Source organism: Pseudomonas sp. GCEP-101 (assembly GCF_025133575.1).
Lineage (GTDB): Bacteria > Pseudomonadota > Gammaproteobacteria > Pseudomonadales > Pseudomonadaceae > Pseudomonas > Pseudomonas nitroreducens_B.
Genome location: NZ_CP104011.1, coordinates 2,033,064 through 2,057,118, shown reverse-complemented (window position 1 = coordinate 2,057,118; position 24,055 = coordinate 2,033,064). Strand labels below are relative to the sequence as shown.

General features: G+C 66.5%; 23 protein-coding genes. 14 read left to right on the top strand and 9 right to left on the bottom strand.

Annotated elements, in window-relative coordinates; all coding sequences use genetic code 11:
- Positions 1 to 42: 42 nt before the first annotated feature.
- The 5 genes from N0B71_RS09275 to N0B71_RS09255 form a co-directional block, all read right to left on the bottom strand.
- A complete protein-coding gene (locus N0B71_RS09275; protein ID WP_259758475.1) occupies positions 43 to 1,995 on the bottom strand; it encodes a diguanylate cyclase in 1,953 nt (650 codons plus the stop codon).
- Positions 1,992 to 2,864 (bottom strand): endonuclease/exonuclease/phosphatase family protein, encoded by an 873-nt coding sequence (locus N0B71_RS09270; RefSeq protein ID WP_259758474.1) that lies wholly within the window; start codon positions 2,862 to 2,864, stop codon positions 1,992 to 1,994. The genes N0B71_RS09275 and N0B71_RS09270 overlap by 4 nt, the downstream gene beginning before the upstream one ends.
- A 12-nt stretch (positions 2,865 to 2,876) precedes the next feature.
- Entirely contained in the window at positions 2,877 to 3,518 is a 642-nt protein-coding gene (locus tag N0B71_RS09265) for a thiol:disulfide interchange protein DsbA/DsbL (protein WP_259758472.1), read from the bottom strand.
- A 182-nt stretch (positions 3,519 to 3,700) separates the two neighbouring features.
- The gene (locus N0B71_RS09260) at positions 3,701 to 4,306 is read right to left on the bottom strand and encodes a c-type cytochrome (RefSeq protein ID WP_017521245.1); all 606 of its coding nucleotides are present in this window, start codon (positions 4,304 to 4,306) and stop codon (positions 3,701 to 3,703) included.
- Between the two features lie 45 nt (positions 4,307 to 4,351).
- Positions 4,352 to 4,642, bottom strand: a complete 291-nt coding sequence (locus N0B71_RS09255) for a c-type cytochrome (RefSeq protein ID WP_259758471.1) — start codon at positions 4,640 to 4,642, stop codon at positions 4,352 to 4,354.
- Positions 4,643 to 4,822: 180 nt separating this feature from the next.
- Here N0B71_RS09255 and yihA point away from each other — a divergent pair, with 180 nt between their 5' ends.
- Positions 4,823 to 5,485: a ribosome biogenesis GTP-binding protein YihA/YsxC gene (yihA, locus tag N0B71_RS09250; protein ID WP_259758470.1), complete on the top strand. Its 663-nt coding sequence runs from the start codon at positions 4,823 to 4,825 to the stop codon at positions 5,483 to 5,485.
- Between the two features lie 420 nt (positions 5,486 to 5,905).
- On the opposite strand, the gene polA is transcribed toward yihA, so the two are convergent.
- On the bottom strand, positions 5,906 to 8,647 hold the full coding sequence (gene polA, locus N0B71_RS09245; protein WP_259758469.1) for a DNA polymerase I: 2,742 nt from the start codon (positions 8,645 to 8,647) through the stop codon (positions 5,906 to 5,908).
- Positions 8,648 to 8,721: 74 nt separating this feature from the next.
- Between polA and N0B71_RS09240 the strand changes: the two genes are divergently transcribed.
- Both N0B71_RS09240 and N0B71_RS09235 read left to right on the top strand, forming a co-directional pair.
- A complete protein-coding gene (locus N0B71_RS09240) occupies positions 8,722 to 9,009 on the top strand; it encodes a DUF2782 domain-containing protein (RefSeq protein ID WP_259758468.1) in 288 nt (95 codons plus the stop codon).
- A 34-nt stretch (positions 9,010 to 9,043) separates the two neighbouring features.
- Positions 9,044 to 9,994 carry a homoserine kinase gene (locus N0B71_RS09235; protein ID WP_259758467.1) on the top strand — a complete coding sequence of 317 codons (951 nt, stop codon included), beginning with the start codon at positions 9,044 to 9,046 and terminating at the stop codon, positions 9,992 to 9,994.
- A 679-nt stretch (positions 9,995 to 10,673) separates the two neighbouring features.
- Here the strand turns inward: N0B71_RS09235 and N0B71_RS09230 are convergent.
- From N0B71_RS09230 to N0B71_RS09220, 3 genes are all read right to left on the bottom strand, one after another.
- Positions 10,674 to 11,360, bottom strand: a complete 687-nt coding sequence (locus tag N0B71_RS09230; RefSeq protein ID WP_017521239.1) for a TSCPD domain-containing protein — start codon at positions 11,358 to 11,360, stop codon at positions 10,674 to 10,676.
- A 17-nt stretch (positions 11,361 to 11,377) separates the two neighbouring features.
- Positions 11,378 to 13,525 (bottom strand): adenosylcobalamin-dependent ribonucleoside-diphosphate reductase, encoded by a 2,148-nt coding sequence (locus N0B71_RS09225; RefSeq protein ID WP_259758466.1) that lies wholly within the window; start codon positions 13,523 to 13,525, stop codon positions 11,378 to 11,380.
- Positions 13,526 to 13,989: 464 nt separating this feature from the next.
- On the bottom strand, positions 13,990 to 14,919 hold the full coding sequence (locus N0B71_RS09220) for a zinc ABC transporter substrate-binding protein (protein ID WP_259758465.1): 930 nt from the start codon (positions 14,917 to 14,919) through the stop codon (positions 13,990 to 13,992).
- A 70-nt stretch (positions 14,920 to 14,989) separates the two neighbouring features.
- Here N0B71_RS09220 and zur point away from each other — a divergent pair, with 70 nt between their 5' ends.
- From zur to N0B71_RS09165, 11 genes are all read left to right on the top strand, one after another.
- A complete protein-coding gene (gene zur / locus N0B71_RS09215; protein WP_259758464.1) occupies positions 14,990 to 15,496 on the top strand; it encodes a zinc uptake transcriptional repressor Zur in 507 nt (168 codons plus the stop codon).
- Positions 15,496 to 16,296, top strand: coding sequence for a zinc ABC transporter ATP-binding protein ZnuC (znuC, locus tag N0B71_RS09210; protein ID WP_259758463.1), 801 nt, complete (start codon positions 15,496 to 15,498; stop codon positions 16,294 to 16,296). Before zur ends, znuC begins: the two co-directional genes overlap by 1 nt.
- A complete protein-coding gene (gene znuB / locus N0B71_RS09205) occupies positions 16,289 to 17,077 on the top strand; it encodes a zinc ABC transporter permease subunit ZnuB (RefSeq protein WP_169935180.1) in 789 nt (262 codons plus the stop codon). Before znuC ends, znuB begins: the two co-directional genes overlap by 8 nt.
- A 37-nt stretch (positions 17,078 to 17,114) precedes the next feature.
- Positions 17,115 to 17,498 carry a hypothetical protein gene (locus N0B71_RS09200; protein WP_259758462.1) on the top strand — a complete coding sequence of 128 codons (384 nt, stop codon included), beginning with the start codon at positions 17,115 to 17,117 and terminating at the stop codon, positions 17,496 to 17,498.
- Positions 17,499 to 17,691: 193 nt separating this feature from the next.
- Positions 17,692 to 18,702: a methionine ABC transporter ATP-binding protein gene (locus N0B71_RS09195; protein WP_259758461.1), complete on the top strand. Its 1,011-nt coding sequence runs from the start codon at positions 17,692 to 17,694 to the stop codon at positions 18,700 to 18,702.
- Complete coding sequence (locus tag N0B71_RS09190) at positions 18,699 to 19,364, top strand: methionine ABC transporter permease (protein WP_259758460.1); 666 nt, start codon at positions 18,699 to 18,701, stop codon at positions 19,362 to 19,364. Before N0B71_RS09195 ends, N0B71_RS09190 begins: the two co-directional genes overlap by 4 nt.
- 41 nt (positions 19,365 to 19,405) lie before the next feature.
- Positions 19,406 to 20,188: a MetQ/NlpA family ABC transporter substrate-binding protein gene (locus tag N0B71_RS09185; protein ID WP_259758459.1), complete on the top strand. Its 783-nt coding sequence runs from the start codon at positions 19,406 to 19,408 to the stop codon at positions 20,186 to 20,188.
- Positions 20,189 to 20,838: 650 nt separating this feature from the next.
- Entirely contained in the window at positions 20,839 to 21,654 is an 816-nt protein-coding gene (locus N0B71_RS09180) for an energy transducer TonB (RefSeq protein ID WP_259758458.1), read from the top strand.
- 49 nt (positions 21,655 to 21,703) lie between these two features.
- Positions 21,704 to 22,420, top strand: a complete 717-nt coding sequence (locus N0B71_RS09175) for a MotA/TolQ/ExbB proton channel family protein (protein WP_259758457.1) — start codon at positions 21,704 to 21,706, stop codon at positions 22,418 to 22,420.
- A 1-nt stretch (position 22,421) separates the two neighbouring features.
- Positions 22,422 to 22,823, top strand: coding sequence for an ExbD/TolR family protein (locus N0B71_RS09170; RefSeq protein WP_259758456.1), 402 nt, complete (start codon positions 22,422 to 22,424; stop codon positions 22,821 to 22,823).
- 513 nt (positions 22,824 to 23,336) lie between these two features.
- On the top strand, positions 23,337 to 23,990 hold the full coding sequence (locus N0B71_RS09165) for a gamma-glutamylcyclotransferase (RefSeq protein WP_259758455.1): 654 nt from the start codon (positions 23,337 to 23,339) through the stop codon (positions 23,988 to 23,990).
- Positions 23,991 to 24,055: the final 65 nt, after the last annotated feature.

Sequence of the window (24,055 nt, the reverse complement as noted above, 5' to 3'; positions counted from 1 at the left end):
GGCGATCGCGGGCATGGCCCGCTCCTATCGGGAGAGATGCACTCAGTCGACTTCCAGGCGATTGCGCCCACCACGCTTGGCACGGTACAGCGCCTGGTCGGCGCGCTCGAACGCGCTTTCCGCACGTTCGCCTTCGCGGAAGGCCGTGAGCCCCGCCGAACAGGTGATGTTCAGGCGTTCGCCCTTGAAGTGGAACGGGCACGCCTCCACGGCGCCGCGCAGCACCTCGAGCAGTTGCTGCCCGCCCTCCAGCGGCGTGGCGGGCAACAGGACGACGAACTCCTCACCGCCGTAGCGGGCGATGAAGTCGGCCTTGCGCACGCGTTTGGCCAGCTCGTTGGCGATGATCTTCAGGACCTTGTCGCCGGCGAGATGGCCGAAGTCATCGTTGATCCGCTTGAAGTGGTCGACATCGATCACCGCCAGCAGCAGGTCGCCGCCGTAGCGCTGCCAGCGGGCGACCTCCAGGTCCAGCCGCTCGCTTAACGCGGCGCGGTTGGGCAGGCCGGTCAGGGCATCGGTCATGGCCTTCTGGCGCTGGTCCTCGATGTTCGCCTGGAAGCTGCGGGCCTCCTCTTCCATGCTGGCGACACGGGTCACCAGCGACTGGATGCGCTCGCTCACTTCACGCTCACGGACCTCTCGCTCCTCGCGGAAGCGGTCCATGGTGCCGACCAGCCCCTGCAGGCGCGACTCGACATTGCGCTTGAGGCCTTCCAGGTCGGTGGCCTCGCGCATGCTTTCCTTCAGGCCGCTGACCTGTTCGCGCAGCGTATCGTCGAGGGCGCGGGCGCTGGAGCTGTTGCCGCTATGGCTTTCCTGGACGACCTGCAGCCCGTCCAGGAAGGCGCCGAGGCGTTCGTTGAGCTGGTGCAGATAGCCTTCGAACTCGCGCTGGCCGCTGTCGTTGAGCGACAGCACGAGCACACCCAGGTCATCCAGCACGGGCACCAGTTCGTACCAGTTGAGGCTGCCGTGGATGCGCGAGCGCAGCGCCTCGGCCTGGGGCTGCTGGGCCGCCGGCAGGTGCATCTCGTCCAGCAGGCGCAGCAGGCTGGCCTCGATGTGCGGCGCCACGGCGCTGTAGCCGGGCTCGGGGCGCGGCGGCAGGGCGTAGGGATCACTGGCCTGGCGCGCCTCTTCCGCCGTGCCGAACAGGCCGGGCGGCACGGGCAGGCTGTCCAGCAACCGGCCGGATTGAGCGGGAGCAGGCTCCGGGACGGGCTCTGGTGCAGGACTTTGCGCCAGGGCGACAGGCTCGGGTGGTGCAACCGGCACGGTGGCGGCGACGGGTTCGGTGAGGGGTGCCGCGACGCCTGGCACGGCCAAAACGGGCGGCGGTTCCGCGACGGCAGCCTGGGGCTCGGCCGCGGGCGGCTCGCCCCGCGCCGTTTCGGCCAGCGGCGCGGCCTCCGCCGGAAGCGCTGGCGCGCTGGACGCCGCTTCCGGCTCGTCCGTCGCATCGCTGTCGCGGCTGCCGAACAGCCGTTGCAGGAAGCCGGGGCGCTGCTCGCCGCCGCCACTGCCGAAATGCTCCAGCACCTGGCGCTGCAGGCGGCTCAGTTCGGCCAGCAGGGCCGGCAGTTCGCGGGAGGAGCTGCCGCGGCTGGGGATGTCCTTGGACAGGCGCTTGAGCGGCTTGCGCAGATCGCCGGGCATGTCCAGGGACAACAGTTGCTGGGACAGCTGGCTCAGCGCCGCGACGTTCTGCTCGACGCGCTGCTGGCGGCGCTGCTCGGAATCGAGCACGGCCTTTTCCAGCTGCGGGATCAGCCGCGCCAGGCCGGCATCCATGTCGTCGCGGCGCAACACTTCGCGCAACTCCTTCATGCAGGCGTCCACCGCCTTGTCGCTGCCCTCGGCCGCCAGGCTGCTGCGCACCAGGCCGCGCCGCAACAGGTCAAGGCGGGCGTCCCAGCGGCGTTCGAGCTTTTCCTGCTGCTCGAGGTTATCCAGGTATTTCTGCTTCCAGCGTTGCTCGTCGTCGCGACTCATTCAGGGGCCTCGCCGCGCAAGGCGAGCGACGAGGACGAACGCAGGGCATCCGGCAGGCGGATCTCCACGGCCACCGGCAGGTGGTCGGAAATCGGGTGCGGGAGGACACTGACGCGTTCCAGCGCCAGCTCGGAACTGAGCAGGATATGGTCCAGGCAGCGCTGCGGGCGCCAGCTGGGGAAGGTGGCCTCGACCTGCGGGGCGATGAGCTGGAGGTCGCGCAGCGGCGAGCTTTCCAGCAGGTCGGTGGCATGGGTGTTCATGTCGCCCATCAGCACGTGGTGGCGGTAGTCCTGCAACAGCTCGCGGATGTAGGCGAGCTGGCGGGTGCGAGTCCGCGCGCCCAGGGCGAGGTGCATCATCACCACGGCCAGCGCGTCGTCGCCTTCGCCGAAGCGCATGAGGATCGCGCCGCGTCCCGGCGGGCCGGGCAGCGGATGGTCTTCCAGGGCGGTGGGCTGCAGACGGCTGAGCAGGCCGTTGCTGTGCTGGGCGATGCGCCCGAGGTTGCGGTTGAGCTGCTGGTACCAGTAGGGGAAGGCACCGAGCTGGGCCAGGTGTTCGACCTGGTTGATGTTACCGGAGCGGATGCTGCCGCCGTCGGCTTCCTGCAGGGCGACCACGTCGTAGTCCTGCAGCAGCTCGCCGATGCGCTGCAGGTTGGTGGCGCGCCCCGCGGTCGGCAGCAGGTGCTGCCAGCCGCGAGTCAGGTAGTGACGATAACGTTCGGTGCTGATGCCGACCTGGATGTTGAAGCTGAGCAGGCGCAGCCGGCCGTCATCGGGCAGGCCGGCGGAAGTCCCGTGTGCGGCGTTCACCCGCGGGACGCAGGCCCCCGCGACACGATCACGAGTCCGCCGGCGCAGCATCGTCGTCGGACCTTACTGCGCGGCCTTGGCGCCGGCACGCTCCTTGGCGATCAGCTGGTCAGCCAGCTGCAGCGCCTCGTCCGGGCCACCGGCCGAGCCGATGTCGAAGCGGTACTTGCCGTTGACCACCAGGGTCGGCACGCCGCTGATCTGGTAGGCCATCGCCAGCTTCTTGGCCTTCTCGATCTGGCCCTTGATGGCGAAGGAGTTGTAGGTGCTGAGGAACTTGTCCTTGTCCACGCCCTGTTCGGCGACGAAGTCAGCCATTTCTTCCGGGGTGGTCAGGGCTTTGGGGTTGTTGTGCAGTTTTTCGAAGATCGAATGGTGGACCTTCTTCTCCACGCCCATGGATTCCAGGGTCAGGAACAGCTGGCCGTGGATGTTCCACAGGCCGCCGAACATGGCGGGGATACGCACGAAGTGAACGTCGGCCGGCAGCTTCTCGACCCACGGGTTGATAGTCGGCTCGAAGGCATAGCAGTGCGGGCAACCGTACCAGAACAGCTCCACCACCTCGATCTTGCCGGGCTGGGAGACCGGAACGGCCTGGTTCAGCTCGGTGTAGTTCTTGCCTGCTTCGAAGTCGGCGGCATTCGCGTTGAAGGCGAACAGGCCGGCGAAGGCAAGCGCGGCGGTGAAAATCAGGTTACGCATGGTTCACTCCTTGGCTGAGCGGAACCGCCGCGCTCGCTGTGGCGCGGCGGGATGAAGCGGTTTGACCCGGGGGGCCAGACACGGTTCCAGCATTGTAGTGGGGGTGGACGCAAAAAAGGGTGGCCGAAGCCACCCTTTTTTTCGAAGCAGTATTTCGCGCTGGCGTTTGCGCCAGGCGCTGCTTAGTGCAGGCCTTCGATGTAGCTGGAGATCGCGGCGATGTCCTTGTTGGACAGCTTGGCGGCGATGCTGCGCATGATCATGGCGTCGCCGTCGTTGGTGCGCTCGCCCTCGCGGAAGGCGGTCAGCTGCTTGGCGGTGTAGGCCGCGTGCTGGCCACCCAGGTGCGGGAAGCCGGCTTCGGCGTTGCCCTGGCCTGCCGGGTTGTGGCAACCGGTGCAGGCCGGCATTCCTTCGGCGAGCTTGCCGCCGCGGAACAGGGCTTCGCCCTGGGCGACCAGCTTGGGATCGGCGGCGCCGACGCTGCCGTTCTGGCTGGAGAAGTAGGCGGCGATGTCGGCCAGGTCCTGATCGCTCAGGTTGGTCAGCAGGCCGGTCATTTCCAGCACGGTGCGCTTGCCGTCCTTGATGTCGTGCATCTGCTTGAGCAGGTAACGCTCACCCTGCCCGGCCAGTTTCGGGAAGTTGGGCGCCATGCTGTTGCCATCGGCACCGTGGCAGGCACCACAGACAGCAGCTTTCGCCTGACCGGCCTTGGCATCGCCAGCGGCGTGCGCCACACCGACAAGACCCAGGGTCAACAGCAGACTCACGATCAATTTGTTCATCAGCTAATCCAATAACGGCTAAGGGTGAAAGAGTAAGGCCTGAGGTTACTTCGACATCCACTGGATAATTGTCTGGTAATCCTCGGCGCTGCAGTCGGTGCACAGGCCGCGAGGCGGCATCGCGTTGAAACCGTTGGTCACGTGTTGCACCAGCGTGTCCATGCCCTTGTCCAGGCGTGGCTTCCAGGCGGCTGCGTCGCCCTTCTTCGGCGCCATCGGCAACTGACCATTGTGGCAGGCGCCACAGGCTCTGTTGAAAACGGCTTCCGGATCCTGGGCCGCCATGGCGCTGGAGGCCAACGTGGCAACGATGGCTGCGAACAGCAGTTTCTTCATGATTGTCCTCATCGCAGGGAACATCCACGTTCTTGATTGCGCGGACTCCAACGTTCCCGTGTGGCTCGACCCTGGGGGATAAAGCGCACACAAAATCCGCGGCATTATATACTTCCGATGCCCAAACGGAAACGAAACCGCCCCCCGCGACACCGCGTCGCACCCGCCGCGAAGTTACCCATGTCCTCGAAGAACGCTACGAAAAACCCGATTCTCGGCCTCTGCCAGCAGGCCACTTTCCTCATTTCCGCCGCCAAGGTGAACCAGTGCCCGGAAGACTCCGGCCTGGAAGTCGCCTTCGCCGGCCGCTCCAACGCGGGCAAGTCCAGCGCGCTGAACGCGCTGACCCACGCGAACCTGGCGCGCACCTCCAAGACCCCAGGCCGCACCCAGTTGCTGAACTTCTTCCGCCTGGATGACGAACGCCGCCTGGTCGACCTGCCCGGCTACGGCTACGCCAAGGTACCGATTCCGCTGAAGCTGCACTGGCAGCAGCACCTGGAAGCTTATCTCTCCAGCCGCAATGCGCTAGCCGGCGTGGTGCTGCTGATGGATATCCGCCACCCGCTGACCGATTTCGACCGCCTGATGCTCGACTGGGCCCAGGCCAGCCAGCTGCCAATCCACGTGCTGCTGACCAAGGCCGACAAACTGGCCTATGGCGCGGCGAAGAACGCGCTGCTCAAGACCCGCAAGGAAATTCTCGACGGCTGGGGCGATGTCGCCACCCTGCAACTGTTCTCGGCGCCCAAGCGCCAGGGGGTGGAGGAGGCGCAGCTGGTCCTGGCCGGTTGGCTGGGGCTGCTGGACGAGGAAGACCAAGAGGCCGGCGAGGAGGCCTGAGAGCCTGTTTACGATCTGCTGCGCGTCGGCATCACTGCGTTAAAAACAGGCTCGGACTGCTCATTTACAGCTCGTAAACTCCGCATCCTCACCTGTTTTTGCCTTGTTCTGCTCTAGCTCGCGAGATCGTAAACAGGCTCTGAGGCCAAATCGCAGGCAAAAAAAACCCCGAGCTTCGTATGGGGAGGGGGAAGTTCGGGGTTTAAGTCCGGACCGCTAGGGCGGGGTCCAGTAATCTGCCAACACTAAACACTGCAAAGGAGCATCGAAGGGCTTCACCAGCCATTCACGAGTTCTGACTCGGCTCTTCGCGGGAAAGTTCAGCAGGTCACCAAAGATTTTTTCCGACCGGTGCCACGACCTCGGAACAATCGTGCCAGAAGGCCCGACTGGCGGGCCTTGTGACCGTTCGTCCGGTTATCAGTGGGCCTCATCCCAGTTGGCGCCGACGCCGGCCTCGACGACCAGCGGCACGTCCAGCTGCGCCGCGCCGCTCATCAGCGGGCGGATCCCGTCACGCACCTGGTCGACCAGGTCTTCGCGCACTTCCAGCACCAGTTCGTCGTGCACCTGGAGGATGACGCGGGCATCGAGGCCGCTCGCCTGCAGCCAGTTATCCACCGCCACCATGGCGCGCTTCATGATGTCCGCCGCCGTGCCCTGCATCGGTGCGTTGATCGCGGTGCGCTCGGCGGCCTTGCGCATGGCGCCGTTCTTCGAAGCGATTTCCGGCAGGTACAGGCGTCGGCCGAACAGCGTCTCGACGAAGCCCTGCTCGGCGGCCTGGGCACGGGTGCGCTCCATATAGGCCAGCACGCCCGGGTAGCGGGCGAAGTAGCGGTCGATGTAGGCCTGGGCTTCCTTGCGCTCGACGCCGATCTGCTTGGCCAGGCCGAAGGCGCTCATGCCGTAGATCAGGCCGAAGTTGATCGCCTTGGCGCTGCGGCGCTGGTCACCCGTCACCTCGTCCAGCGGCACGCCGAAGACTTCGGCGGCGGTGGCGCGGTGCACGTCGCGGTCATGGCGGAAGGCATCCAGCAGGCCTTCGTCCTTGGCCAGGTGAGCCATGATGCGCAGCTCGATCTGCGAGTAGTCCGCCGCCAGCAGCTGGTAACCCTTGGGCGCGACGAAGGCCTGGCGGATGCGCCGGCCCTCGGCGGTGCGGATCGGGATGTTCTGCAGGTTCGGGTCGCTGGAGGACAGCCGGCCGGTGGCCGCCACGGCCTGGTGGTAGCTGGTGTGGATGCGCCCGGTACGCGGGTTGATCTGCTCCGGCAGCTTATCGGTGTAGGTGCTCTTGAGTTTGCTCATGGAGCGGTACTGCATGATCACCTTGGGCAGCTCGTAATCCTGCTCCGCCAGCTCGGCGAGGACGTTTTCGGCGGTGGACGGCTGGCCGGTGGCGGTCTTGGACAGCACCGGCAGGCCGAGCTTCTCATACAGGATCGCGCCCAGTTGCTTGGGCGAGCCGAGGTTGAACTCCTGGCCGGCCAGGTCATAGGCCTGGCGTTCGAGTTCGACCATTTTCTCGCCCAGCTCGACGCTCTGCTTGCCCAGCAGGTTGGCATCGACCAGCGCGCCGTTGCGTTCGATGCGCGCCAGCACCGGCACCAGCGGCATCTCGATCTCGGTGAGGACCTTGGCCAGCGACGGGATTGCCTCCAGCCTCTGCCACAGGGTCTGGTGCAGGCGCAGGGTCACGTCGGCGTCTTCGGCGGCGTAGGGGCCGGCCTGCTCCAGGGCGATTTGGTCGAAGGTCAGCTGCTTGGCGCCCTTGCCGGCGATGTCCTCATAGCGGATGGTGCTGTGGCCGAGGTACTTCAGCGCCAGGCTGTCCATGTCGTGACGGGTCGCGGTGGAGTCCAGCACGTAGGATTCGAGCATGGTGTCGTAGGCGATGCCCTGCACGGCGATGGGCGTCGAGGCGTTGGCCAGGACGTTCATGTCGTACTTGGCGTGCTGGCCGATCTTGCGCTTGTTCGGGTTCTCCAGCAGCGGCTTGAGCGCCCGCAGCACGGCGTCGCGGTCCAGTTGCGCCGGCACGCCCATGTAGCTGTGGGCCAGGGGTACGTAGGCGGCCTCGCCTTCCTTGACGGCGAAGGAGACGCCCACCACTTGCGCCTGCTGCGGGTCGAGGCTGGTGGTCTCGGTGTCGAAGGCGATCAGGTCGGCGGCTTCCAGCTTCTTCAGCCAGGCGTCGAACTCGGCCTGCTCCAGCACGGTGTCGTACTTCGCGGTGGCCTGGATCGACACGGCCTCGACGTCGCCGCCGCCCTCTTCCTTGGCCTCGCGCAGCAGGTCGTCGAGCCAGTTCTTGAACTCCAGCTCGCGGTACAGGCCGATCAGCGCCTCGCGCTGCGGCTCGCCGGGAATGAGCGCCTCGACTTCGACGTCCAGCTCGACATCGGTCTTGATGGTGGCCAGCTCATAGGAGAGGAAGGCCATCTCGCGATGCTCCTCCAGCTTGGCCGGCAGGCCCTTGGCGCCGCGGATCGGCAGCTCGGGCACCTTGTCCAGGCTCGCATAGAGCACGTCCAGGCCGCCGCCGACGCCCACCAGCAGGCCAAGCGCGGTCTTTTCGCCGACACCGGGCACACCGGGGATGTTGTCCACCTTGTCACCCATGAGCGCGAGGTAGTCGATGATCAGCTCAGGACCGACACCGAATTTCTCTTTTACGCCATCGGGGTCGAGCACGCTTCCGGTCATGGTGTTGACCAACGTAATGTGCCCGTCGACCAGCTGCGCCATGTCCTTGTCGCCGGTGGAGATCACCACCGGGCGCCCCAGCGCCGCGCTGCGGCGGGCCAGGGTGCCGATCACGTCGTCCGCCTCCACGCCATCCACGCACAGCAGCGGCAGGCCCAGCGCCCGCACGCTGGCGTGCAGCGGCTCGACCTGCACGCGCAGGTCGTCCGGCATGGACGGGCGGTTGGCCTTGTACTCGGCGAACAGCGCGTCGCGGAAGGTCGGCCCCTTGGCATCGAAGACCACCGCGAACGGGCTGTCCGGGTATTGCTTGCGCAGGCTCTTGAGCATGTTCAGCACGCCCTTCACCGCGCCGGTCGGCATGCCGGTGGAGGTCGTCAGCGGCGGCAGGGCATGGAAGGCGCGATACAGGTAGGACGAGCCGTCCACGAGGACGAGGGGTGCTTGGCTCATGAGGGGAATCAACCTTTTCAGAAGGGCTCGGGCTAAAATGTCCGTAGCCAATTCGACAAAGGGACAAGGTTATCATGCGTACGTTGAACCGCCTGTTGCTCGCCGCTCTGCTGGGTCTTGGCGCGACTGCCGTCATGGCGGCGGACGATGCCCCGACGCCGGAACCGGATGTGACCATCCGCCAGGAGGGCGACAAGACCATCCAGGAATACCGCGTGAACGGCTTCCTCTACGCCATCAAGGTCGTGCCCAAGCACGGCAAGCCGTACTTCCTGGTGCGCCAGGACGGCAGCGACGGCAACTTCATCCGCTCGGACCAGCCCGACAAGCTGATCCCGCAGTGGCAGATCTTCAGCTGGTAAACCCTTCCCTCCACGACGCTCCAGAGGATTGAGCATGTCGGTATTCACGCCTCTGGAACGTCCGGTCCTGGAAGCTTTCCTCGCCCCCTACGGCCTCGGCCGCCTGCGCGACTTCCGCGGCATCGCCGAAGGCTCGGAGAACAGCAACTTCTTCGTCAGCCTGGAGCAGGGCGAATTCGTCCTGACCCTGGTGGAGCGCGGCCCGGTTCAGGAGATGCCGTTCTTCATCGAGCTGCTCGACGTGCTGCATGAGGCCAACCTGCCGGTGCCCTACGCCCTGCGCACGAAGGACGGCGCGGCGCTGCGCCAGCTCGAAGGCAAGCCGGCGCTGCTGCAGCCGCGCCTGGCCGGCCGCCATGAGCGCTCGCCGAACAATCATCACTGCCAGGAGGTCGGCGACCTGCTGGCGCGCCTGCACCTGGCGACCCGCGAGCGGATCATCGAGCGCCCCAGCGACCGCGGCCTGAGCTGGATGCTGCATGAAGGCGAGGCGATGCAATCGCACCTTTCCGGTAACGCCGCCACCCTTCTGGGCGATGCCCTGGAGGAAATCGCCCGCCTGCTCGCCGAACAACCGGCGCTGCCGCGCGCCAACCTGCACGCCGACCTGTTCCGCGACAACGTGCTGTTCGATGGCCCGCACCTGGCCGGGGTGATCGACTTCTACAACGCCAGCTCCGGCTGGATGCTCTACGACCTGGCGATCACCGTGAACGATTGGTGCTCCACCGACGACGGCGCCCTCGACGGCCCGCGCGTCCGCGCCCTGCTGGCGGCCTACGCGGCCAAGCGGCCGTTCACCGCGCTGGAAGCGGAGCTGTGGCCCGAGTTGCTGCGGGTGGCATGCGTGCGCTTCTGGCTGTCGCGGCTGATCGCCGCCGAGGCGTTCGCCGGCCAGGACGTGCTGATCCACGACCCGAGCGAGTTCGAACGACGCCTGGCGCAGCGGCAGACGGTGGGGATTCATTTGCCGTTTGCGCTGTGAGCGGCAGTTCTTCGTAGGGACAACTGTCTTCTTCTGGATAATCTGTGCCGACACGTCCCCTCACCCCAACCCTCTCCCTGAGGGAGAGGGGGCAGACCGTGCCGGCTGACACTACGACTTCATCCTGCGCCGAACGGTCCCCTCTCCCCCTGAGAGAGGGTTAGGGTGAGGGCCGTCCCGTGTGCAGATGTATCTCGTAGGAGCGGACCTTGTCCGCGAAATCCCTCGCGGCGGAATTCGCTCCGACCGGGACTGCCGCAGCACAGTGCCCACCTCCAGTGCATTCAACCTGAAACGTCAGGGCGCCGACAGAAATTCGCGGACAAGGTCCGCTCCTACGCGAGCAACCCCGTGCTTGCCGGAAGCTGGTGTTTCCCCTGTAGGAGCGCGCCATGCGCGCGATCGCGGGCATGGCCCGCTCCTACAGGGGGAGCCGGGCCAGGCCGATCCTATGTGGGGTTCTGTAGGAGCGAGCTTGCTCGCGAACGGCCCCGCAGCGGAGTTTGTTCGCGAGCAAGCTCGCTCCTACATAAGAGCAGTACGGTGTGAAGCGGGTGGTGTGAAGATCGAACAAGGAGTCGGCATCCCTGCCGGTGCTCCTCTGCCCAAGTTCAACCCCGGCCTGGCCATCCATGGCCAGTCGTTCGCCGGGCGACGCATGCGTCGCAAAGATTCCGGCTCACCCACACTTGGAATGCCCGCAGTTCAGGCACGTCGCGCAGCCGTCCATCTGCACCACGGCCATGGTGTTGCACTTGCCGCACAGCTGGGCGCCGGCGGGGAAGCCTTCGCCGGGTTCGGCCTTGTTGGTGCCCTGGGCGGCCTCGTAGGCGGCGCGTTTCTCGGCAAGGTACAGGCGCTGCTCCTCGTCCAGCTGCGGGCCTTCCATCAGGCCGATGGCGACCAGGTGGCGCTCCACCACGGCGCCGATCTCGGCGACGATCGACGGCATGTAGATGCCGCCGCGCTTGAGGTAGCCGCCACGCGGGTCGAACACCGCCTTCATCTCTTCCACCAAGAAGGTGCAGTCGCCGCCCTTGCGGAACACCGCGGACATGATCCGGGTGAGCGCGACGATCCACTGGAAGTGGTCCATGTTCTTCGAGTTGATGAAGATCTCGAAGGGCCGGCGCTGCTCGTACGGGGTGTCCGGGTTGAGCACCACGTCGTTGATGGTCACGTACAGCGCATGCTCGAACAGCGGCGACTTGATCTTGTAGGTCGCGCCGACCAGCAGTTCCGGGCGCTGCAGGGTTTCATCCATCTTCACCACGGCAGCGGCCGCGGCGGCTTCCACGCGGGCCTTCTCCTCGGCCACGTCCACCACCTGGAAGCCTTTGATCTTCTGGTTGATCTTGACGCTCATGAGTCTCTCCAGGGGTATCAGTACTTGCCGTAATAGCCTTCTTTCAGGGCGTCGAAGAGGTTGGCGGCGGTATGGATCTCGCCGTCGTACTCCACTTCCTCGTTGCCCTTGAGTTCCACCACGCTGCCATCTTCCAGCTCGAAGCGGTACAGCGTCTTCTCCAGGTCCGACTCCTTCACCAGCACGCCCTGGAAGGCCGCCGGGTTGAAACGGAAGGTGGTGCAGCCCTTCAGCCCCTGGCGCCAGGCGTAGAGGTAGATGTCCTTGAAGTCCTCGAACGGGTAGTCGGTGGGGACGTTGGCGGTCTTGGAGATCGACGAGTCGATCCACTTCTGCGCGGCGGCCTGGATGTCCACGTGCTGCTGCGGGGTGATGTCGTCGGCGGTGATGAAGTAGTCCGGCAGGCGGTGCTTCTCTTCCTCGGCGCCGGGGACGGCGTGGTTGTCCACTTGGTCGCGGTAGGCCAGCAGCTCGTAGCTGAAGACGGAGATCTTCTCCTTGGTCTTGCGCCCGGCGCGGATCAGGTTGCGCGAATAGTGGTGGGCGAAGCTCGGCTCGATGCCGTTGGAGGCGTTGTTCGCCAGGCTCAGGCTGATGGTGCCGGTGGGCGCGATGGAGCTGTGGTGGGTAAAGCGCGCGCCGTGCTCGGCCAGCTCCTCGATCAGCTGCGGCGCATGCTCGGCGACGCGCTGCATGTAGCGCGAGTACCTGGCGTGCAGTACGCGGCCGGCCACCTTGTCGCCCACCTTGAACCCGTCGGCTTTCATTTCCGGACGCTTGCGCAGCATCTCGGCGGTGACGTCGTACTCCTTCACCAGGGCCGGCGCCGGGCCCTTCTCGCGGGACAGCTCCAGCGCCACCTCCCAGCCCACCAGGGCCATCTCGCGCGCCACCTCTTCAGTGAACACGCAGGCCTCCGGGCTGCCGTAGCGCAGCTTGAGCAGGGTCAGCGCCGAGCCCAGGCCGAGGAAGCCCATGCCATGGCGGCGCTTGCCGAGGATTTCCGCGCGCTGCTGTTCCAGCGGCAGGCCGTTGATCTCCACCACGTTGTCGAGCATGCGGGTGAACACGCGGACCACTTCGCGGTAACGCTCCCAGTCGAAGCGCGCATTCTCGCCGAAGGCGTCGATCACGAAGCTGGTCAGGTTCACCGAGCCCAGCAGGCACGAGCCGTACGGCGGCAGCGGCTGCTCGCCGCAGGGGTTGGTGGCGCGGATCGCCTCGCACCACCAGTTGTTGTTCATCTCGTTGACCCGGTCGATGAGGATGAAGCCGGGCTCAGCGTAGTCGTAGGTGGACACCATGATCATGTCCCACAGGTGCCGCGCCTTGACCCGGCCGTAGACCTTGCAGGCCACGCGGCCGTCATCGCCCACCAGGTACTCGTCGTGCAGCGGCCAGTCGCGCCAGACCACTTCCTCGGCGTTGGCCAGGTCGACCTCGTCGCGCTCCTTCTGGTGAATCGGGAACACCAGCGGCCAGTCCTCGTCGTCCTCCACGGCGTTCATGAAGCCGTCGGTGATCAGCAGGCTGAGGTTGAACTGGCGCAGGCGGCCGTCTTCGCGCTTGGCGCGGATGAACTCGCGCACGTCCGGGTGGCTGACGTCGAAGGTGCCCATCTGCGCGCCGCGCCGCCCGCCGGCGGAGCTGACGGTGAAGCACATCTTGTCGTAGATATCCATGAACGACAGCGGCCCGCTGGTGTGCGCGCCGGCGCCGGAGACGTAGGCGCCGCGCGGGCGCAGGGTGCTGAATTCGTAGCCGATGCCGCAGCCGGCCTTGAGGGTCAGCCCGGCCTCGTGGACCTTCTCCAGGATGTCATCCATGGAGTCGCGGATGATCCCGGAGACGGTGCAGTTGATGGTCGAGGTGGCCGGCTTGTGCCCCTGGGCACCGGCGTTGGAGATGATCCGCCCGGCGGGAATGGCGCCATTGCGCAGGGCCCAGAGGAAGCGCTCGTACCAGTGCTCGCGCAGCGCCTTGTTGGCCTCGACGTCGGCCAGGGCGCGGGCGACCCGCTGCCAGGTCTCGTCGACACTGCCGTCGATGGGTTTGCCGCTCTTGTGCTTCAAGCGGTACTTGCTGTCCCAGATGTCCTGCGAGGCAGGCTGCAGGGCGAGCATTCCTTGGTCGGCGCCGCGTTGGCGCGCATCGGTCTTGGCCATCCGGGAAAGAACCTCCTGTCGGTTGGGTGGCAGTCGCAAATGGAGCGCGAGTAGACCCCATATGTAGGCATAGATTCCTGACCGCCATCAATATCTTGTGTTAGAAGCACCCCGACGGAAACGATAGACGGTTGAGCGGCAGGCGCCGCAAAAGATGCGTTCAGCCGACGATTGGCGGGGAGCCAGGGGAGGAAAGGGCGGGAAATTTCAGACAGAGAAGGTGCGGCGATGAGGCGCGGGGATGGCGTTGTGCCGCGCCATCAGGGAACTCAGGTGCGAGCGGAGGCACCCTCTCCCTGAAGGGAGAGGGGACTGTCCTGTGCGAGCTGGCAGCTCAACGTTTGCCGGCTAACCCTGCAGTTTCAAAGCATGCCGAACGGCTCCCTCTCCCTTCGGAGCGGGGCGCGTAGCCAGGGCTGGGGAGAGGGGAAACCCAGGCAGAGGAGTTTCCCGAGAACCCCAACTCAGAGCTTCTCCAGGCACCCCGCGAACTCGTCCGCCAGATTGCCCAGCAGCTTTTCGTACCCCTGGGCATCCACCTTCACGGCGACCCCCAGGTCATCCAGCTCGGCCAGGCGCACCGGCAGGCCCTGGCTCAGGGTGTCGGCCAGGCGCGGGCGGATCGGCGGTTCGCTGAAGATGCAGGACGGGCCGGCCTTCTGCAGTTGCGCGCGCATGGCCGCCACATGGCGGGCGCCGGGCTGCACGTCGGCGGAGACGGCAAAGACCCCGGCATGGCGCAGGCCATAGGCCTCCTCGAAGTAATCGAAGGCCTCGTGGAAGACGAAGAACGGCTTGCCCTTGAGCGGATCGATGCGTTGCCTGAGACGCGCGTCCAGCGTCTCCATGCGCTCGTCGAAGGCCTTCAGGTTGGCCTGGTAGCGGCTGGCATTGGCCGGGTCGGCGATGGCCAGGTCCTCGGCCATGCGTGCGGCGATCACCTGGGCATTGGCGGGCAACAGCCACAAATGCGCGTCGATCATGCCGGGACGATGATCGTGGTCGTGGCCGGTGTCGTCGTCATGGTTCGGATGGTTGGACTCGCTGAAGTCGGCGAACTTGCGCAGGTGCATGCCGGCCTGGTCCTGCACCGCCACGCTCGGGCCCTTGCGGCTTTCCAGCACCTTGGGCAGGAAGTTCTCCAGGTCCGGGCCGACCCAGTAGAACAGCTGCGCATCGCGCACGCGGCGGATGTCGGAGGGGCGCAGCGAGTAGCTGTGCGGCGAGGCGCCCGGCGGCAGCAGCACGTCCGGCGTGCCTTCGCCATCCTGGATGGCGGCGGCGATCAGTTGCAGCGGCTTGATGCTGGTCAGCACGCTGACCTCGGCGCGCACGGGAAGGCTGAGCAGCAGCGCGCAGGCGGCGGTCAGCAGGGCGACGGGACGGAAGGACACGGCGGCACTCACACAGGGGAGACATGAAAGAGTAATATAATAACGTCTCTGAACCCGAGCGTCGCCGCGCATGTACAAGATCGCCCCCAAGACACCCCTCGCCTGCCGCCCGCACGACCACGCCAACTGCGTGGCCAGCGCCCTGGCCGACGCCGACGCGCTGTGCGCGCGCCAGGGCGTGCGCCTGACCGAGCTGCGTCGGCGCGTGCTGGAGCTGGTCTGGGCGAGCCACAAGCCCCTGGGCGCCTACGACATCCTCGCCGTGCTGAGCGAGGAAGACGGCCGCAAGGCGGCGCCGCCGACGGTCTACCGCGCCCTCGACTTCCTGCTGGAAAACGGCCTGGTGCACCGCATCGCCTCGCTCAACGCCTTCATAGGCTGTGCCCATCCGGAGCACGCTCATGAAGGGCAGTTCCTGATCTGCCGCGCCTGCCACACCGCCATCGAGCTGGAACAGCCGGCCATCAGCGCGGCCATCGTCGCCGGCGCCAAGGGCGTCGGCTTCGCCGTGGAGACCCAGACCGTCGAAGTGGTCGGCCTCTGCGGCGCCTGCTCTCCCGCCAAGCAGGCGTCGTAATGAGCGACGCCCTCATCCGCCTGCACGGTGTCGGCGTGAGCTACGCCGGCCAGACGGTGCTGCAGAACGTCGACCTGACCATCGCCCCCGGCGAGATCGTCACGCTGATCGGCCCCAACGGTGCCGGCAAGACGACCCTGGTGCGCAGCGTTCTCGGCCTGCTCAAGCCCGACACCGGCAGCGTCTGGCGCCAGCCGAAGCTATCCATCGGCTACATGCCGCAGAAGCTGCATGTCGACCCGACCCTGCCGCTGACGGTGTTCCGCTTCCTGCGCCTGGTCCCCGGTGTGCAGCGCGCCCACGCACTGGAGGCGCTGAAGGAAGTCGGCGCCGCCCACGTGATCGACAAGCCGCTGCAGAGCGTCTCCGGTGGCGAACTGCAGCGCGTGCTGCTGGCCCGCGCCCTGCTGCGCAAGCCGGAACTGCTGGTGCTCGACGAACCCGTGCAGGGCGTCGATGTCGCCGGGCAAGCCGAGCTGTACCGCCTGATCGGCCGCCTGCGCGACCGCTTGGGCTGCGGCGTGCTGATGGTCTCCCACGACCTGCACCTGGTGATGAGCGCCACCGACAAGGTGGTCTGCCTGAACCGCCACGTCTGCTGTTCCGGGCACCCGGAACAGGTCAGCGGCGACCCGGCCTTCGTCGAGCTGTTCGGCCAGGACGCGCGCAGCCTCGCGGTCTATCACCACCACCACGACCATTCCCACGACCTGCACGGCGAGGTGGTGAAACCCGCCTTCCCCGCCGGCACCCGCTTCACTCCGGTCCACCAGCACGGCCCCGACTGCAACCATGGCTGATTTCCTGCTCAACGCTCTTCTCGCCGGGCTGGCCCTGGCGGTCGTCGCCGGGCCCCTGGGTTCGTTCGTCGTCTGGCGACGCATGGCCTATTTCGGCGACACCCTCTCCCACGCCGCCCTGCTCGGCGTCGCTCTGGGCTTCCTGCTGGACGTCAGCCCGACCCTGGCGGTGACTGTCGGCTGCGTGCTGCTCGCCGTGCTGCTGGTCACCCTGCAGCAGCGCCAGCCGCTCGCCGCCGACACCCTGTTGGGCATCCTCGCCCACAGCACGCTGTCGCTGGGCCTGGTGACCCTGAGCTTCATGAAGGAAGTGCGCGTCGACCTGATGGCCTACCTGTTCGGCGACCTGCTCGCCGTCAGCCAGACCGACCTGTTGTGGATAATCGCCGGCAGCGCCCTGGTGCTGGGGCTGATCTGCTGGCTGTGGCGACCGCTGCTGGCGATCACCGTGCACGAGGAACTGGCGCGGGTCGAAGGCCTGCCGGTCACCGCCATCCGCCTGGCGCTGATGCTGCTGATCGCCATCGTCATCGCCGTGGCCATGAAGATCGTCGGCGTGCTGCTGATCACCTCGCTGCTGATCATCCCCGCCGCCGCGGCCCAGCGGCATGCGCGCAGCCCTGAACAAATGGCCTTCGGCGCCAGTCTGATCGGCCTGGTGGCGGTGTGCGCCGGGCTCTCGCTGTCCTGGTTCAAGGACACCCCCGCCGGCCCCTCCATCGTGGTCAGCGCGGCCGCCCTGTTCCTGCTGAGCTTTGTCCTGCCGCGCCGGACGGTGTAGAATTTGGCGATTTTTTGATCAAAAGAGACCCTGACGCATGAAGTCGTTCGTCATCCGCCTGTTCGCGCTGATGGCCATGGCGCTGGCCCTCGCGGCCTGCCAGAGCACCGCGAGCAATCCGCCCAGCAGCAGTGGCTTCGAGACCGAACTGGCCGCCGGCCGCCTGGAGTCCGCGCAGCTCGCGCTGGGTTCCGAACAGGAAGACGCCGCCCAGCTCGCCGAGCGCCGCCAGCGCCTGGCCGACGCCTACCTGGAGCGCAGCCGCGCCGCCCTGGCCAAGGGCGACGTCAACGGCGCCACCACCGCCCTGACCCGCGCCCGTTCGCTGATGCCCCGCGCCCCGGGCGTCGCTGCCGACGTGAGCGGCCTGCAGAAGCCCGCCACTCCTGCGCCGGCTGCCCAGCCGAACTGCACGCCGTGAGCCCACGGGCGCCCGCCCGGGGCGTCCGTTATTCCCTTTTGTTCCGTGCTTAGCTGAACAAAGATTAATCAGCCATAAAAAAGCAGGTTAAAATGCGCGGTTTTGGCTGACCGCCTACGCTCGTTGCCTACGCCTGTTCATCCGACGGCCCTGGCGGCGAGCGGCGCCTCCCCGTACCCACAAGGTTCGCTACGTGATCGAATTCCACGACGTCCACAAGACCTATCGCGTCGCCGGACGCGATATCCCGGCCCTGCAGCCGACCCGCCTGTTCATCGAGGGCGGCCAGGTGTTCGGCCTGATCGGCCATTCCGGCGCCGGTAAAAGTACCCTGCTGCGCCTGATCAACCGCCTGGAAGAGCCCAGCGGCGGACGCATCGTCATCGACGGCGAAGACATCACCGCCCTGGACGCCGACGGCCTGCGTCGTTTCCGCCAGCGCGTCGGGATGATCTTCCAGCACTTCAACCTGCTGGCCTCCAAGACCGTCGCCGACAACATCGCCATGCCGATGAGACTCGCCGGCACCTACAGCGCCGCCGAGATCAGCGCGCGGGTGGACGAACTGCTCGCCCGCGTGGGCCTCCAGGACCACGCCCGCAAGTACCCGGCGCAGCTCTCCGGCGGCCAGAAGCAGCGTGTCGGCATCGCCCGTGCGCTGGCCTGCCGGCCGACCATCCTGCTCTGCGACGAAGCCACCAGCGCCCTCGACCCGCAGACCACCGGCCAGGTCCTGCAGTTGCTGGCGGAAATCAACCGCGAGCTGAAGCTGACCATCGTCCTGATCACCCACGAGATGGACGTGATCCGCCGTGTCTGCGACCAGGTGGCGGTGATGGATGCCGGGCGCATCGTCGAACAGGGCGACGTCGCCGACGTGTTCCTCCATCCGCAGCACGACACCACCCGCCGCTTCGTCTTCGAGGCCGAGCGCGTGGACGAAGAAGAACAGCACGACGACTTTGCCCACGTGCCGGGCCGCATCCTGCGCCTGACCTTCCGCGGCGAGGCGACCTACGCACCGCTGCTGGGCACCGTCGCGCGCCAGACCGGCGTGGACTACAGCATCCTCGCCGGGCGCATCGACCGCATCAAGGACCAGCCCTACGGCCAGCTCACCCTGTCCCTGGTAGGCGGTGACATCGAAGCCGCCCTGGCGCAGCTCAACGCTGCCGACGTCCATGTGGAGGTGCTGCGCGCATGAGCGACTTCTTTGTGAATATCGACTGGTCGGAAATCCTCCAGGCCAGCCTCGACACCTTCTGGATGCTCGGCGGCTCGCTGCTGTTCACCGTCATCCTCGGCCTGCCGCTGGGCGTGCTGCTGTTCCTCACCGGGCCGAAGCAGCTGTTCGCCAACCGCGGCATCTACGGCGTGCTGGCGTTCATAGTCAACGTGCTGCGCTCACTGCCGTTCATCATCCTGCTGATCGTGCTGATCCCGCTCACGGTGATCCTGGTCGGCACCTCGCTGGGCGTCGCCGGGGCCATCCCGCCGCTGGTGGTGGGCGCCACGCCGTTCTTCGCGCGCCTGGTGGAAACCGCCCTGCGCGAGGTGGACAAGGGCATCATCGAGGCCACCCAGGCCATGGGCGCCAGTACCCGCCAGATCATCTGGAACGCCCTGCTGCCCGAAGCCCGCCCGGGCATCATCGCCGCCATCACCGTCACCGCCATCACCCTGGTGTCCTACACCGCGATGGCCGGCGTGGTGGGCGCCGGCGGCCTCGGCGACCTGGCGATCCGCTACGGCTACCAACGCTTCCAGGACGACGTGATGCTGCTCACCGTGGTGATGCTGGTGGTCCTCGTCCAGATCCTGCAGACCGTCGGCGACAAGCTGGTGGTCCACTATTCCCGCAAATAACCGCAGGGCCCGCCGGATGCGGGCCGACCAAGGAGCCAAGCATGAAGAAACTGTTCGCCGCGTTCGCTGCCGCCGCCGTCATCGGCGCCCCGCTGGCCCAGGCCGCCGACAGCCTGACCGTCGCCGCCACCCCGGTGCCGCACGCCGAGATCCTCAACTTCGTCAAACCCATCCTGGCCAAGGAAGGGGTTGAACTGAAGGTGAAGGAATTCACCGACTACGTGCAGCCCAACACCCAGGTCGCCGAGAAGCGCCTGGACGCCAACTTCTTCCAGCACCAGCCGTACCTGGATGAGTTCAACAAGACCAAGGGCACCAGCCTGACCGCCGTCACCGGCGTGCACATCGAGCCGCTGGGCGCGTACTCCACCAAGTTCAAGAAGCTCGAAGAGCTGCCCTCGGGCGCCACCGTGGTGATCCCCAACGACGCCACCAACGGCGGCCGCGCCCTGCTGCTGCTGGACAAGGTCGGCGTGATCAAGCTCAAGGACAACAAGTCCATCACCGCCACCCCGAAAGACATCGTCGCCAACCCGAAGAACATCAAGGTGCGTGAACTGGAAGCGGCCACCCTGCCGCGCGTGCTGACCCAGGTTGACCTCGCCCTGATCAACACCAACTACGCCCTGGAAGCCAAGCTCAACCCCACCAAGGACGCGCTGGCCATCGAAGGCGCCGACTCGCCCTACGTGAACATCCTGGTTGCCCGCCCGGACAACAAGGACAGCGCCGCCATGCAGAAACTGGCCGCCGCCCTGCACAGCCCCGAGGTGAAGCAGTTCATCCTCGAGAAGTACAAGGGCGCCGTGGTGCCGGCGTTCTGATCGCCGCATCGCTGACGCTGATGAAAAGCCCGGTCGAATGACCGGGCTTTTTCGTTTCTGGCGTTCCGCTTTCCGGCTCGTGGGCTCCGGAGTGTGGACCAGGGGCTTTTCGTAGGAGCGAGCTTGCTCGCGAACCCGTCCAACTCCGGCGCTGCCGGCAAACACTGTTCGCGAGCAAGCTCGCTCCTACTATCGCGGCGGGGCCTGCCCTCTCCCCCTGGCTGTGCACCCTGCTCCGAAGGGAGAGAGCTGTCCGTGCCGGCTGATGCAGTGGTTTCACTCTGCACCGAACGGTCCCCTCTCCCTTCGGAGCGGGGCGCGTAGCCAGGGTTAGGGAGAGGGAATATCTCGGCACGGACTTTTAGAGAAAGACCCCGTTGCTCCTACCTTGACGCGCAACACCCCACCGCTTTGAGCAAATTTTCGCCAACCTTCCTTGCATATTTTCCATGCGGCAAAGGCATCGCTTTTTTGCTGATTCTCGCAAAGCCACGGCTGCCGCGGCCTGCAGCGATCCGGGAAAAACCTATAGTACCGAAAGTTATTTAAATAAGAGAAACAATCACTTCAAGAGCTAAGGCGCTCCGCCAATCATGCAGGTCCGTTTCAAGCGCGACTTAGAGCCGCGCAGACCTGCAAGGAGATCGTTCATGGCTCAACCCCAGCATGCCCTCGCGCCGGATGCCTTCCTGCGCCACGTGCCCGGCGGCGACCTGGTCGATCTCGGCCGCCCGCTGCGCCACGCGCTGGAGCTGGGCCGCCATGTGCCGGCGAAAAGCCGCGCGCTGAGCCGCCGCGAAGCCGTCCTGCTCGGCCTGTTCGCCCTGACGCTGCATGGCGCGGTGGTCTACTGGCTGAGCCAGCAGCCCACGCCGAAGCTGCCCGAAGTGCCGCCGCAGGTGCCGCCGATGACCATCGAATTCACCGCGCCGACACCGCCGGTCGTCGAGCCGCCGCCGCCCGAACCGATTCCCCAGCCGGTGGTACAGGAACCGCCGCCCCCCGTGGTGGACGAGAACGCGGTGAAACCGCCGCCGCCCAAACCGATTCCCAAACCCAAGCCCAAACCGGTGGCCAAGCCCAAACCCGTGCCCAAGCCGGTCGAGCAACCCACGCCGCCCAAGGCCGAAACCCCGCCGCCGCCACCGGCTCCGCCCGCCCCGGCGGCACCGGCCCCGGCACCGCTGACGCCGCCCTCGGCCAGCGCCGGGTACCTGAAGAACCCGGCGCCGGAATACCCGCCGCTGGCCCAGCGCCGCGGTTGGGAAGGCACCGTGCTGCTTCGGGTGCATGTGCTCGCCAGCGGTAGCCCGAGCGAGATCCAGGTGCAGAAGAGCAGCGGTCGCGACGCCCTGGACGATGCCGCGGTGCGCGCGGTGAAACGCTGGAGCTTCGTCCCCGCCAAGCGCGGCGACGTGGCCCAGGACGGCTGGGTCAGCGTACCCATCGATTTCAAATTGCATTGATTCAACTTGCCCAGATCAGCCGCACGAGAATCGCGGAAGGAGAACACCCATGAGTCTGCCCCTTAACCCCCTGGAATCCGTCGAAGGCGCAGTCATCTGGCTGCTGGTCGGCTTCTCCGTCGTCACCTGGGCCCTGGCCCTGGTGAAAGGCGTTCAGTTCACCCGCCAGAAATCCCAGGACAAGCGGTTCCAGAAGCAGTTCTGGAGCGCCACCAGCCTCGAATCGGCCGGTGACCAGGCCGCCGGCAAGCCCGGCGCCGGTGCCCGCGTGGCCCAGGCTGGCTTCGCCGCCATCCAGGTGCAGGACAACGGCCAGCCGGACCTCGCCCAATCGATCAATCACCAGGACCGCCTCGAACGTGCCCTGCGCCAGCAGATCCAGCGTGAGCGTCGTTCCCTGGAATCGGGCCTGGCAGTGCTCGCCTCGATCGGCTCCACCTCGCCCTTCATCGGCCTGTTCGGCACCGTGTGGGGCATCATGGAAGCGCTCAAGGGCATCAGCGCCGCCGGCTCGGCGAGCCTGGAAACCGTCGCCGGTCCCATCGGCAGCGCGCTGATCGCCACCGGCGTGGGTATCGCCGTCGCCGTCCCGGCGGTGCTGGTCTACAACTACTTCCTCCGCCGCCTGAAGCTCACCGCGGCCGACCTCGACGACTTCGCCCACGACTTCTACAGCCTCGCGCAGAAGAGCGCCTTCCGCGTCGTCACCCTGCCCACCGCCGCCCGCAAACCGGCTACCGGCGCCAGCGTGAAGGAGGCGAGCTGACATGGCCTTCTCGACCCAGGACAGCGACGAGGTTCTCTCCGAGATCAACGTCACCCCGCTGGTGGACGTGATGCTGGTGCTGCTGGTGGTGTTCATCGTCACCGCGCCGCTGCTGACCAACGCCATCCCGATCAACCTGCCCAAGACCGAGGCAGTCGCGCCGCCGGAGCAGAAGGACCCGCTGGTGGTGAGCATCGACGGCGCCGGCAAGTGGTTCATCAACAAGGACGAGATCCAGCCCGAGCTGCTGCAGGGCAACCTGGAGGCGGCCAAGGCCAAGGACGCCCAGCTGCGCGTGCAGCTGCAGGCCGACGACGGGGTGAACTACGGCCAGGTGGCCAAGGCCATGGCCTACATCGAGAAGGCGGGCATTACCAAGCTGGCGGTGATCACCGCGCGCTGAGGCCCCTGTAAGACACCTGACACAGAGCGGGTGTAGAACAGGACCTCCACCACATACCGAGCTTCAAGGCCGCTCTCCCAATACTCAGGCAGGGGTGAGCGGCCTTTTTTTATTCGCCGATTCCGCGCCACGGCTGTGGATCGCGTAGGAGCGGACTCCGTCCGTGATGTGCAACCGGCCGGCTCCGAGCCGCCGGCAATTGATCGCGGACGGAGTCCGCTCCTACATGAAGCCATGTACGACGGCCCTCCCTCTCCCTTCAGGGAGAGGGCGAATCGCAGCGCAGAACCGTAGGGCGCATAACCCGGAACGGGTTATCCGCCGCATGCCCCGCGGCGGATAACGCTGGCGCGTTATGCGCCTACGAGAGCGCCAGCGGCCGCTGCGCCTGGCAAATCACCCGCCGTTCGTCGCCCTCCCCGCTCTGGCAATAAACCTATGCCTTTCAGGCCCTTCCGTGGCCGCCGCAGTTCCACTAAGTTGATGACAGTCTGGAGACCTGAGGGGTATCGCGTGACATCGTCTCCCACTTCGCAAGGCCCGTTCTATCCGCCGACACTGGGGGTGCCGGAACGTTTCACACCCGCACAGCTGCGCGCCTCGCTCGACATCACCATGAGCGAACACGGCGCCGGCCCGGTGTGGCTGTTCGCCTACGGCTCGCTGATCTGGCGCCCGGAATTCCCGGTGGCCGAGGCGCGCCGCGCGCGGGTGCACGGCTACCACCGCGGGCTCTACCTGTGGTCCCTGACCCACCGTGGCACTCCGGAAGCGCCAGGCCTGGTGCTCGGGCTCGACCGCGGCGGCTCCTGCGCGGGCTTCGCCTTCCGCCTGCCCGAGGACAACCTCGACGCCAACCTCTATGCCCTCTGGGAACGGGAGATGCCCTACGCCTCCTACCGCCCGGAATGGCTGAATTGCCGCCTCGACGACGGCACCCGCGTGCGCGCCCTGGGCTTTGTCCTCGAACGCCACCTGCCCAGCTACGCCGGCTCCCTGCCCGACAGCATCGTCCAGCACGTGCTCGACAGCGCCCAGGGGCACTTCGGCACCACCCGCGACTACGTCGAGCAGACCGCCAAGGCCCTGCGCGACTACGCCATGCCCGACCTCAACCTGGAGGGCATCCTGGCGCGCTGCTGCCCGCTGCGCCGGGCACAGGAATAGCCCCTTATAGCCGTTTGCTTAGTCTAAATATCGCATAAGCAAAGAATTTCTTATTCCTTAACGTA

What these genes read in the sequence shown, in the direction of transcription:
- N0B71_RS09265 (WP_259758472.1), bottom strand. Translation starts at nt 3,518, where the DNA reads ATGCGTAACCTGATTTTCACCGCCGCGCTTGCCTTCGCCGGCCTGTTC.
- N0B71_RS09185 (WP_259758459.1), top strand. Translation starts at nt 19,406, where the DNA reads ATGAAGAAACTGTTCGCCGCGTTCGCTGCCGCCGCCGTCATCGGCGCC.
- N0B71_RS09270 (WP_259758474.1), bottom strand. Translation starts at nt 2,864, where the DNA reads ATGCTGCGCCGGCGGACTCGTGATCGTGTCGCGGGGGCCTGCGTCCCG.
- N0B71_RS09230 (WP_017521239.1), bottom strand. Translation starts at nt 11,360, where the DNA reads ATGAGCGTCAAGATCAACCAGAAGATCAAAGGCTTCCAGGTGGTGGAC.
- znuC (WP_259758463.1), top strand. Translation starts at nt 15,496, where the DNA reads ATGAGCGACGCCCTCATCCGCCTGCACGGTGTCGGCGTGAGCTACGCC.
- N0B71_RS09240 (WP_259758468.1), top strand. Translation starts at nt 8,722, where the DNA reads ATGCGTACGTTGAACCGCCTGTTGCTCGCCGCTCTGCTGGGTCTTGGC.
- N0B71_RS09170 (WP_259758456.1), top strand. Translation starts at nt 22,422, where the DNA reads ATGGCCTTCTCGACCCAGGACAGCGACGAGGTTCTCTCCGAGATCAAC.
- N0B71_RS09200 (WP_259758462.1), top strand. Translation starts at nt 17,115, where the DNA reads ATGAAGTCGTTCGTCATCCGCCTGTTCGCGCTGATGGCCATGGCGCTG.
- N0B71_RS09260 (WP_017521245.1), bottom strand. Translation starts at nt 4,306, where the DNA reads ATGAACAAATTGATCGTGAGTCTGCTGTTGACCCTGGGTCTTGTCGGT.
- N0B71_RS09225 (WP_259758466.1), bottom strand. Translation starts at nt 13,525, where the DNA reads ATGGCCAAGACCGATGCGCGCCAACGCGGCGCCGACCAAGGAATGCTC.
- zur (WP_259758464.1), top strand. Translation starts at nt 14,990, where the DNA reads ATGTACAAGATCGCCCCCAAGACACCCCTCGCCTGCCGCCCGCACGAC.
- N0B71_RS09275 (WP_259758475.1), bottom strand. Translation starts at nt 1,995, where the DNA reads ATGAGTCGCGACGACGAGCAACGCTGGAAGCAGAAATACCTGGATAAC.
- yihA (WP_259758470.1), top strand. Translation starts at nt 4,823, where the DNA reads ATGTCCTCGAAGAACGCTACGAAAAACCCGATTCTCGGCCTCTGCCAG.
- N0B71_RS09235 (WP_259758467.1), top strand. Translation starts at nt 9,044, where the DNA reads ATGTCGGTATTCACGCCTCTGGAACGTCCGGTCCTGGAAGCTTTCCTC.
- znuB (WP_169935180.1), top strand. Translation starts at nt 16,289, where the DNA reads ATGGCTGATTTCCTGCTCAACGCTCTTCTCGCCGGGCTGGCCCTGGCG.
- N0B71_RS09255 (WP_259758471.1), bottom strand. Translation starts at nt 4,642, where the DNA reads ATGAAGAAACTGCTGTTCGCAGCCATCGTTGCCACGTTGGCCTCCAGC.
- N0B71_RS09180 (WP_259758458.1), top strand. Translation starts at nt 20,839, where the DNA reads ATGGCTCAACCCCAGCATGCCCTCGCGCCGGATGCCTTCCTGCGCCAC.
- N0B71_RS09175 (WP_259758457.1), top strand. Translation starts at nt 21,704, where the DNA reads ATGAGTCTGCCCCTTAACCCCCTGGAATCCGTCGAAGGCGCAGTCATC.
- polA (WP_259758469.1), bottom strand. Translation starts at nt 8,647, where the DNA reads ATGAGCCAAGCACCCCTCGTCCTCGTGGACGGCTCGTCCTACCTGTAT.
- N0B71_RS09190 (WP_259758460.1), top strand. Translation starts at nt 18,699, where the DNA reads ATGAGCGACTTCTTTGTGAATATCGACTGGTCGGAAATCCTCCAGGCC.